Source organism: Methylomonas rosea (genome assembly GCF_024505055.1).
Taxonomy (GTDB): domain Bacteria; phylum Pseudomonadota; class Gammaproteobacteria; order Methylococcales; family Methylomonadaceae; genus Methylomonas; species Methylomonas rosea.
Window position 1 is genome coordinate 1 of the sequence record NZ_JANIBL010000103.1, and the last position, 8,271, is coordinate 8,271.

The 8,271-nt window shown below is 52.3% G+C and carries 8 protein-coding genes; 6 read left to right on the forward strand and 2 right to left on the reverse strand.

What is annotated here, in order from left to right:
- A partial coding sequence (locus tag NP589_RS20845) for a TolC family protein (protein WP_256608691.1) occupies positions 1-455 on the forward strand: 455 nt, incomplete at its 5' end.
- A gap of 225 nt (positions 456-680) precedes the next feature.
- Here NP589_RS20845 and NP589_RS20850 read toward each other — a convergent pair.
- Positions 681-1,694 carry a quinone-dependent dihydroorotate dehydrogenase gene (locus tag NP589_RS20850; RefSeq protein ID WP_256608693.1) on the reverse strand — a complete coding sequence of 338 codons (1,014 nt, stop codon included), beginning with the start codon at positions 1,692-1,694 and terminating at the stop codon, positions 681-683.
- Positions 1,691-2,794: a glycine oxidase ThiO gene (thiO, locus tag NP589_RS20855; RefSeq protein ID WP_256608694.1), complete on the reverse strand. Its 1,104-nt coding sequence runs from the start codon at positions 2,792-2,794 to the stop codon at positions 1,691-1,693. The genes NP589_RS20850 and thiO overlap by 4 nt, the downstream gene beginning before the upstream one ends.
- 470 nt (positions 2,795-3,264) lie before the next feature.
- Between thiO and NP589_RS20860 the strand changes: the two genes are divergently transcribed.
- The 5 genes from NP589_RS20860 to tkt all read left to right on the forward strand — a co-directional run.
- Positions 3,265-4,026 (forward strand): hypothetical protein, encoded by a 762-nt coding sequence (locus tag NP589_RS20860; RefSeq protein WP_256608695.1) that lies wholly within the window; start codon positions 3,265-3,267, stop codon positions 4,024-4,026.
- A 69-nt stretch (positions 4,027-4,095) separates the two neighbouring features.
- Positions 4,096-5,040: a prolyl aminopeptidase gene (pip, locus tag NP589_RS20865; RefSeq protein ID WP_256608696.1), complete on the forward strand. Its 945-nt coding sequence runs from the start codon at positions 4,096-4,098 to the stop codon at positions 5,038-5,040.
- 11 nt (positions 5,041-5,051) lie between these two features.
- A complete protein-coding gene (locus NP589_RS20870) occupies positions 5,052-5,633 on the forward strand; it encodes a UbiX family flavin prenyltransferase (protein WP_256608697.1) in 582 nt (193 codons plus the stop codon).
- A 221-nt stretch (positions 5,634-5,854) separates the two neighbouring features.
- Positions 5,855-6,502: a 3-hexulose-6-phosphate synthase gene (gene hxlA / locus NP589_RS20875; RefSeq protein WP_064037702.1), complete on the forward strand. Its 648-nt coding sequence runs from the start codon at positions 5,855-5,857 to the stop codon at positions 6,500-6,502.
- 152 nt (positions 6,503-6,654) lie between these two features.
- On the forward strand, positions 6,655-8,271 hold a 1,617-nt coding region (gene tkt / locus NP589_RS20880; protein ID WP_256608698.1), incomplete at its 3' end, for a transketolase.

Sequence of the window (8,271 nt, forward strand, 5' to 3'; positions counted from 1 at the left end):
GTTTTCCGAGTCTGGCCGAGAGCGTCTATGCCTTAGGCTCGGGCCTTTCGGCGCCGATCTTCAACGCCGGACGCATCCGCGCCCATATCGCCGCCGCCGATGCGCGGCTGGACCAAATCGCCGTCAATTACGAGAAGACTTTTTTGCTGGCATTAGAGGACGTGGAAAACGCTTTCGTTGCGCACCGTTCCGCCACGGATAGCCTAGGCCGATTGACTGAAGCGGAAGCCTCGGCGGAAAAAGCTTACCGGCTGGTCGACGCCTTGTATCAGCGCGGCGCGAGCGATTATCTGGCCGTGCTGGATGCGCAACGCAGCAAACTGGCCGTCAGCGACGAACGCGCCAGAGCCGAAACGGCGGTCGGCGTGGCGATGGTGTCGTTGTATCGGGCTTTCGGTGGCGGCTGGACGATGAATGCGTCGGTGAACGCCTTCGAAAACGCCTCTGCAAGGTGATTCGCGGCGAGTTGTCATCGGGTAGCGAGCCCTGAAAGCGCCGAAGACGATGAATGATCGAGTGACCTCACCAAATAGAGAGTGTCGTAAAAGGTAGATTATGCTTCATGCTATGAAGTCCAACGTTTTGATTTTGTTGGGTTACGCTACGCTAACCCAACCTACATTTTGACTTTTACGACAGCCTCAAATAGATGGGTTTGATAAGGTCAGGGGGCTAGCCGATTAGATGGTGTTCAATATCTCGTCGATCAGTTGCGGTCCTTTGTAAATCAAGCCGCTGTAAATCTGCACCAAGCTGGCGCCGGCGGCTAATTTCTCTTGGGCGTCTGAGGCGCTCAATATCCCGCCGGCCGCAATAATCGGTAGTTTGCCGCTCAATTCCGCAGCCAAACCTTTTACTACCCGAGTCGAACTGTCTTTGACCGGTGCGCCACTCAAGCCGCCCGCTTCATTGGCATGGATATGGCCCTGGATTTTATCGCGGGCGATGGTGGTGTTGGTGGCAATCACGCCGTCGACAGCAAATTCCAGCAGCAATGCCGTGATGTGGCTAATTTCCTCATCCGTTAAATCCGGCGCGATTTTCACCGCGATGGGCGTGTATTTGCCATGCGTCATCTGAAGCTTCAGTTGTTCTTCCTTCAAAGCGCTTAACAATTGTTTGATCTCGTCACCTTGCTGCAGTTGGCGCAAATTCTTGGTGTTGGGCGAGGAAATGTTGATCGTGATATAGCTTGCCGCCGCATAGCTTTTGCGCAGGCCAATCAGATAATCTTCGGTAGCATTTTCCAGTGGGGTGTCGGCGTTCTTGCCGATGTTAATGCCCAAAACGCCGCGATATTGGCATTTACCGACTTGTTCTAGTAAATGATCGACACCCAGATTGTTAAAGCCCATCCGGTTAATGATGGCTTGGTGTTCCGGTAGGCGGAACAGGCGCGGCTTGGGATTGCCGGGTTGTGGGCGAGGAGTGACGGTACCGATCTCGATAAAGCCAAAACCCAACTCGGCCAGCGCATCGATGTAATCGCCGTTTTTATCTAAGCCCGCCGCCAGTCCCAGCGGGTTTTTAAAGTTCAAGCCCATCACGTTAACCGGCTTTCCACTGGATCTTGGTCTGCTCAAAGCCGATAAGCCGGTTTGCTTGGCCAGCTTTAACAAATCCAGCGTGACATGATGCGCGGTTTCCGGGGCCAGGGAAAATAGTAATGGGCGTAATAAAGGATAAAGATTCATGGCGCGCTTGCTCGAGTTAGCGAATACGGTGTCGGGTCTATTTCGGTGGGACGGTGCAGAATCAGGTCAGCCAGCAACTTTGCGGAAGCCGGCCCCATCACCAAACCATTTCTAAAATGGCCGGCATTGATGCTGAGATTCTCAATGTCGGGATGCCGCCCAATAGAGGGAATGCCTTGCGGACTGCCGGGGCGTAAGCCCGCCCAATGATGGCAAACCGGATAGTTTTTCAAGGCCGGCAGTAATTCGGTGGCGAACTGGTAAAGCTGCTGTTTGGCGTCCTCGGTAGTGATCTTGTTGAAGCCGGCTTGCTCTACGGTGCTGCCCGCCAAAATTTTGCCGTCGCGGCGCGGGATTAAATACTGATCGCCGTCCAGCACCATATAAGGCAAGGTGGCTGGCGTGGCGTCGAACAGCAGCATCTGGCCTCTGACAGGCCTGATTTGCAGGTCTATAGGCCAATCCGGCAATAAGTCTTGCATTAAATCAGTCGTCCAGGCGCCGGCGCTGACGATCAGATGTTGTGCGGAATAGGTCCGGTCAGCGGTTTCAATGCTCTCAACTTGATGGTTGGCAACGCGGATTTTGTGGACTTCGGTAGTATCCAGAAATTGCACACCTACCTGTACTAAGTAGGCGTGGAGCGATTTCAACAATCTTGGATTGCGGGCTTGGGCAATTTCCGGCAGCCACAGCGGTTGGTCGAGATCGCTGGTAAACGGCTCAGTCAATCCCGTTGCTGCCGGCTGGTAGTCGATGCGGTAGTGTTCACACCATTGTATGGCTTGTTCGTAGTCCGGGTTTTTGCAGATCAGCATGCCGCAGTCGTACCATTCCGGATCGATACCGGTAGCGGCGAGCAGTTCCTGGCTTAAGGCAGGGTATTTTTTTAGGCTATTGACGGCTAATTCGGAGATGGCTGCGGCTTGGCGCCAAGGGTAAATCGGCAGCAAAATGCCGCCGCCGGCCCATGAGGATTCCTGGCCCGGTTTGGATTTGTCGAGGATCGTGACGTCGCGGCCGGCAAGGCGGAGTTCTCGAGCGGCTAACAGGCCGCTGATACCGCCGCCGATGATCAGAATATCCAGGTGTGTGGTCATGCAAATGCTGAGGAAAACGGGTGTAAGAAAGCTTTTTTAAGGTAACACGAAGCCGGCTTATTTAGATAGGGTTTGCCGATTGTTGATGGGTGTGTAAAAAAGCAAATGGCTGTTGTTAATTTTTGACAAATATGGATTATAGTTTATAAAGTATTTGTATCTTATTGATATAAAACAAAATTTTTGAGTAAAAAAAATAGACTTAAAACTTGTAAGGCTAGTGTTTTGCTGCTATTATTGCCCACGTGAAGAAATCCTGTGTTGCTATAAAGCCAATTCAGTCTTAACAATAACTACCCTTGGGGGGGACAACAATGAGTTTTACTAAAACCAAATTAGCGCTGGGCGTTGCCGCGGCGACTTTGACAATGGCTGGAGCATTCATTGCCCCACAAGCCCAAGCTGCTGGTTCCAGTGCAGAGCGCGTAGCTGACGCTGCCGCTAGAAAAACCGAAGCTCTGGAAGCGCAAATGCAACAAATGGCCGATCAAATGCAAGCCATGCAAGCCGAATTGAGCCGCGTTAAATCTTCAACTGCTAGTTCAACTGCTGCCAGTGCAAAAGTTCAAGAGCTGGATCAATGGATGGCGTCTGTTAAATCGACTCCTGCGCAAGCGTCTGCAAAAGACAACTTGGTTGCGGTGCGCGGCGGTTGGTCAGCTTTGGATCATGCTAGAGGTAATACCAATTTCTTGACCGATGGCGCTTTGTTGTCAAATAATCAAAACAACGAAGGCTTTTACTTCGGTGGTGCGTTTGACTTTAACGTCAACAACGATTTGTTTGGCCTGATGGATGATACATCGTTCGCTATCGAATTGGGTGTTGAATATTCTCAATATGGTACAGGTACCAATACCGTAACTAACGGTACTGCGGTTGTGCCTGTCGCGGTAGGTGGAACTGGTGCTGTTCCTCTTTACGCTAATTCTGCGACAGCTACGGATGCGCGTTTAAGAATCAATGCTTCGCCAAAAATCAAATTCATGCATGACAGCAAATTACGTCCTTGGATCATTCCGGTCGGCCTGGATATCAACATCCTGGGCGTTCCGTCCAACGCGGTTTCCGTGTTGAACGCCGGCATGAATTTTGGCGCAGGTGCTGAATACGATATCTACAGAGGCATCGTATTGGGTACTGACGTGCGTTACCACTACTCAACCAGCAAATTGGACGGTACTGCTACCGACGGTTTCAACGCTGGCGGTTACGTAGGTTTCAAATTCTAAGTTTGTAGCTTATTCGGTATGCAAAAGGGAAGGTGTAACAGCCTTCCCTTTTTTTATGGATGAAAAATAATGAAAACCCTCTATCCGGATATTTCACCCTTCCATACTTTTTTTCTGGAAACAGGCAGCGACCATCGCGTGTATGTTGAGCAATCCGGCAATCCGGCCGGTATTCCGGCGATATTTTTGCATGGCGGCCCGTGCTCCGGTACCAAGCCGGATCATCGGCGTTTTTTCGATCCCGAGCGTTACCGCATTATCCTGATGGATCAGCGTGGCTGCGGATTATCGGAGCCGTTTGGCGAATTGCAAGGTAATACCACTCAGGATTTACTGGCGGATATGGAACGTATCCGCATTCAATTACGTATTGAAAAATGGTTGTTATTCGGCGGTTCCTGGGGCGGCACCTTGGCTTTGCTTTATGCTCAGCAGCATCCGCAACAGGTATCGGCAATGATTTTGCGCGGCGTGTTTTTAGCCAGGCAGGCCGATATGGAGTGGTTTTTGGGTAACGGCGTCAATAAAATCTATCCCGAGCGTTGGCAGATCTTATTGGACAATTTACCCAATTTGCCGGACGCCAATGTCTTGGAGCGATTGGTGGAGGCAATTTTTGGTGCCGATCAGGACGCTGCCAAGCACGCTGCTCAACAATGGCAGGCCTGGAGCGGACAAGTGGCCTTAGGTAATGACTACTTGGAGAGTATGGAGGCGGTTAGCGAGCAGATGTTGCGGCAAGTAAAAATGGAGTTGTCTTATGCCATTCATGATTATTTCATCCGCGAAAATCAAATCCTGGAAAACTGTGCGGGGTTGCAGTCGATACCGACCATCATCATCCATGGCCGAAACGATTTGACCTGTCCGGCGGAAGCTGGCTGGCGCCTGAATCAGGCCTTGCCGCAATCTCGTTACGTCGTATTGCCGAATGCCGGACACATTGCGCGAGGCGAAGAAATGATCGATGCGTTGGTGTCCGCGACCGATGACATGGCCAAGCTTTTAGCGTAGACAAGGGCATTATGAACGACAAAAAACGACTGGTTATTGCAATAACCGGCGCTACCGGGGCGATTTATGGCGTTAGGATGCTGCAAGTGTTGCGGGAGAAAGATGAATGGGAAACTCATCTGGTGGTATCGTCCGCGGGTTTCGTTAACCTGAAATACGAACTGGATATGGATAGGGCTACTTTGTATGCGTTGGCAGACGTTACGCACGGCATAAACGATATTGCCTCGTGTATTGCCAGCGGCTCTTTCAAGACAGAGGGTGTGGTGGTTGCGCCGTGTTCGATGAAAACGCTGGCGGCTGTGGCGCATGGGTTTGGCGATAACTTGATTTCCCGGGCGGCGGACGTGGCATTGAAAGAGCGCCGTAAAACAGTGTTGGTGCCCCGCGAGACACCGTTAAATTTGGCGCATATCCGCAATATGGCCAGTGTCACGGAAATGGGCGGAATTATCTATCCGCCGATGCCGGCTTTTTACAACAAGACCGATTCCGTGCGGGCGATGGTAGATGAGGGTGTGGGGCGAATCCTGGATATGTTCGGGGTGGATGCGACCGGGCTATTCAAGCCTTGGACCGGTTTGGGCGGTTAAGTTTTTATCGATCCGGACTGAATACAGGGTTTTTACTGAGTAAATAGTCGGTCTTCAATTGACAGGGTGCCTTATTCTGATTTAGAGTTGCCGCACTCGCGAAAACTGCCCATCGACAAAGGCTTGCGGCGCTCTCGACTTAAAGACCTGAAAATGGCGTTTTGGTCGGGGGGTGGGTCTTAAAACAATAACTGTAACTATAACAATCGGAGCACATAAATATGGCAAGACCATTAATTCAAATGGCGTTGGATTCACTGGATTTCAACCAAACTGTCGAATTGGCTGATAAAGTAGCGCCTTATGTTGATATTTTTGAAATCGGCACTCCTTGCATTAAATACAACGGTATCAACCTGGTTAAAGAACTGAGACAACGTTACCCAGACAAATTGTTGTTGGTTGACTTGAAAACTATGGACGCAGGCGAATACGAAGCCGGTGCTTTCTATGCTGCTGGCGCGGACATCTGCACAGTATTGGGTGTTTCCGGTTTGGCGACTATCGCCGGCGTTATCAAAGCTGCGAAAAAACACGGCGCTGAAACCCAAATCGACTTGATCAACGTGGCTGACAAAGCTGAATGCGCGAGAGAGTCCGTTAAACTGGGTGCGCAAATCGTTGGTATTCACACAGGTCTGGACGCGCAAGCAGCTGGTCACACACCTTTTACTGATCTGAACGACATCGCTCGTTTGGGTCTGAATGTTCGCATCTCTGTTGCCGGCGGTATCAAACAAGCCACTGTACAACAAGTTGTTGAAGCTGGTGCGAACATCATCGTGGTTGGTGCTGCTATTTATGGTGCGCCATGCCCAGCTACATCTGCTCGCGAGATCCGCGAACTGGTTGACGCTGCTGCTGCATAAGCCAGCTTTGGCAATACCTAGTTATTAGGAAATATTAAGGACGGGTGGTTAACGCCACTCGTCCTTTCGTTTGTTATAACCCCCAGTTTTTACCGAGCAAGGCCGATAATGAGCCGGCTCGCACAACAGAGATTAAATAAGGAGAACCAAACATGCCTTCGCGCCGAGACTTAGCGAACGCCATCCGCGCACTCAGCATGGACGCCGTACAGAAAGCCAACTCAGGGCACCCAGGTGCGCCGATGGGGATGGCCGACATCGCAGAAGTATTGTGGAACGATTTTCTGCAACACAACCCCAGCAACCCCAAATGGCCTAACCGCGACCGCTTCATCCTGTCCAACGGTCACGGCTCCATGCTGATTTATTCCTTGCTGCATTTGGCCGGCTACAATCTGCCGATCGAAGAACTGAAACAGTTCCGCCAACTGCACTCGCAAACCCCCGGACACCCTGAGTACGGCTACACCGACGGCGTTGAAACCACCACCGGTCCTCTGGGACAAGGTATCACCAATGCCGTGGGCTTTGCGTTGGCCGAACGTACCCTGGCCGGTCAATTCAACCGTCCCGGTCACGACATCGTCGACCACCACACCTACGTCTTCCTGGGTGACGGCTGCTTGATGGAAGGTATCTCCCACGAAGCCTGCTCCCTGGCTGGCTCCATGAAACTGGGCAAACTGATCGCCTTCTACGATGACAACAACATCTCCATCGATGGTGAAGTGCGTGGTCACGGCAACGTCGCAGGCTGGTTCCTGGACAACACCCCGCAACGTTTTGAAGCCTACGGCTGGCACGTGATTCCTAAAGTCGACGGTCACGACGCCGAGGCAGTGAAAGCCGCCATCGAAGCAGCGAAAAAAGTCACCGACAAACCGACCATCATCTGCTGCCAGACCACCATTGGTTTCGGTTCGCCGAACAAACAAGGCAAAGAAGAATGCCACGGTGCCGCTTTGGGTGAAGCCGAAATTGCCCTGACCCGTGAAAACCTGGGTTGGCCGCATGCGCCGTTTGAAATCCCTGCCGACATCAAAGCCGGCTGGGACGCCAACGCCAAAGGTGCCCAACTGGAAAGCGCCTGGAACGCCAAATTTGCCGCCTACAAAGCCGCACATCCGGAACTGGCTGCCGAATTCGAACGTCGGGTCATCAAAAATGAACTGCCTGCCGATTGGGCGGAGAAATCCAAAGCCTTCATTGCGGCCGTCGATGCCAAAGGCGAAACCATCGCCAGCCGTAAAGCTTCGCAAAACACCCTGAACGGCTTTGGCCCCTTGCTGCCTGAACTGCTGGGCGGTTCCGCCGACTTGGCCGGTTCCAACCTGACCCTCTGGTCCGGCTGCAAAGATGTCAACCAGCCCGGCTTTGATGGCAACTACATCTACTACGGCGTGCGTGAGTTCGGCATGTCCGCCATCATGAACGGCCTGACCCTGCACGGCGGTTTCAAACCCTACGGCGCTACCTTCCTGATGTTCAGCGAATACGCCCGTAACGCCCTACGCATGGCCGCGTTGATGAAAATTCCGACCATCTTCGTCTACACCCACGACTCCATCGGCCTAGGCGAAGACGGCTCGACCCACCAACCCGTCGAACAAACCGCCACCCTGCGCATGATCCCCAACATGCAAGTCTGGCGCCCTTGCGACGCCGTTGAGTCGGCAGTGTCCTGGAAAGCGGCCATTGAGCGTCAAGATGGACCGAGCACCCTGATCTTCTCCCGTCAAAACCTGCAGCACATGGCGCGTAGCCAAGCG

Bases quoted from the DNA above. Each gene is read 5' to 3' on its own strand.
- NP589_RS20850 (WP_256608693.1), bottom strand. From the start codon at position 1,694: ATGAATCTTTATCCTTTATTACGCCCATTACTATTTTCCCTGGCCCCG.
- thiO (WP_256608694.1), bottom strand. From the start codon at position 2,794: ATGACCACACACCTGGATATTCTGATCATCGGCGGCGGTATCAGCGGC.
- NP589_RS20860 (WP_256608695.1), top strand. From the start codon at position 3,265: ATGCAACAAATGGCCGATCAAATGCAAGCCATGCAAGCCGAATTGAGC.
- pip (WP_256608696.1), top strand. From the start codon at position 4,096: ATGAAAACCCTCTATCCGGATATTTCACCCTTCCATACTTTTTTTCTG.
- NP589_RS20870 (WP_256608697.1), top strand. From the start codon at position 5,052: ATGAACGACAAAAAACGACTGGTTATTGCAATAACCGGCGCTACCGGG.
- hxlA (WP_064037702.1), top strand. From the start codon at position 5,855: ATGGCAAGACCATTAATTCAAATGGCGTTGGATTCACTGGATTTCAAC.